The sequence below is a fragment of the Pseudomonas frederiksbergensis genome (genome assembly GCF_017114915.1).
Classification (GTDB): Bacteria; Pseudomonadota; Gammaproteobacteria; order Pseudomonadales; family Pseudomonadaceae; genus Aquipseudomonas; species Aquipseudomonas frederiksbergensis_I.
Window position 1 is genome coordinate 1 of sequence record NZ_JAAUOE010000102.1, and the last position, 1,655, is coordinate 1,655.

Genomic DNA, 1,655 nt, shown 5'->3' on the forward strand with positions numbered 1-1,655 from the left:
AGGCTGCGTTCGGCTGCGAAGCAGTCGTCAACCCTGAATGTACGGTGTGCCTGACGGACCGCAGCGCCTGATTTTACGACTGCTTCGCAGTCGAACAGCTGCTACTAAAGCGTGTCAGAAAACGACACGTCGCATACCCGCTGCCGACAGTTGTTTTTCTAAAAACGACAGGCCTCTGATCTGCTCCGCACAACCATTGCTCAGCTAAGCCTTTGCTTCTGCTCGTTTATCGCGGAGAATCCCGCCCCTGTTTCGGCCGGAGCATGTCTGTCGGTTTTTTCCGACGCGTCCTGACCGAGTGGCAAGTGACCGGAAAGCGGAGATCCGACCGGATGAATGATCAGGCCAATAGCGTCGACGAACGCTACGTAGCGGCGACACCAGCGAGCCTCGAAAGCTGGAATCGCCATGACACCACCTGGATGCTGGGCCTGTTTGGCACGGCAATCGGGGCTGGCACCCTGTTTTTGCCGATCAACGCGGGGCTGGGCGGCTTCTGGCCGCTGCTGATCCTGGCGTTGCTGGCGTTCCCCATGACGTTTTATGCGCACCGTGGCCTGACCCGTTTTGTGCTGTCGGGCCGTGAAGGCGCGGACATCACTGAAGTGGTGGAAGAACATTTCGGCATCAAGGCCGGTGCGCTGATTACGTTGCTGTATTTCTTCGCGATCTTCCCGATCCTGCTGATCTACAGCGTGGCCCTGACCAACACCGTGGGCAGTTTCCTGGAGCATCAACTGCACATCATGCCGCCACCGCGCGTGGTGCTGTCGTTCGTGTTGATTCTCGGCCTGCTGGCAGTGGTGCGTTGCGGTGAGCAGGTGATCGTCAAGGCCATGAGCCTGATGGTGTACCCGTTCATCGTTGCGCTGCTGTTCCTGGCGGTGTTCCTGATTCCCCACTGGAACGGCGGCATCCTCAGCACCGCGACCACCTTGCCTGAGTCGTCGGCGCTGCTGCACACGCTATGGCTGGCGATTCCGGTGATGGTGTTCTCGTTCAACCATTCGCCGATCATTTCGGCGTTCGCGGTGGACCAGAAGCGTCGCTACGGTAACCACGCCCAAGAACGCAGCTCGCAGATCCTGTCCCGCGCCCACATCCTGATGGTGGTGATGGTGCTGTTCTTCGTCTTCAGCTGCGTGCTGACCCTGTCGCCGGCGCAATTGGCGGAGGCCAAAGCGCAGAACCTGTCGATCCTGTCGTACCTGGCCAACCACTTCAGCAACCCGACCATCGCCTTCGCGGCGCCGTTGATTGCCTTCGTGGCCATTTCCAAGTCGTTCCTGGGCCACTACATCGGTGCCAGCGAAGGCTTGAAGGGCCTGATCGTCAAGAGCGGCAAACGCCCGGCGCCGAAGACCCTGGACCGCATGACCGCTGCATTCATGCTGGTGGTGTGCTGGATCGTCGCGACCCTGAACCCGAGCATTCTGGGCATGATCGAAACCCTCGGTGGCCCGGTCATCGCGGCGATCCTGTTCCTGATGCCGATGTACGCGATCCGCAAGGTGCCGGCCATGGCGCGTTATCGCGGCCAGGCGTCCAACGTGTTTGTAGTGGCGGTAGGGTTGGTGGCGATTTCGGCGTTGATCTATTCGCTCAGCGCTTGATCCCGTCAACCTGATCGTTCCCACGCGCAGCAAAGGAATGCC

1 protein-coding gene is annotated in these 1,655 nt (G+C 60.1%); it reads left to right on the plus strand.

From position 1 onward, the window contains the following. Positions 1–332: 332 nt before the first annotated feature. A complete protein-coding gene (locus tag HCU66_RS26895) occupies positions 333–1,613 on the plus strand; it encodes a serine/threonine transporter (RefSeq protein WP_205891379.1) in 1,281 nt (426 codons plus the stop codon). The last annotated feature ends 42 nt before the right edge of the window (positions 1,614–1,655 follow it).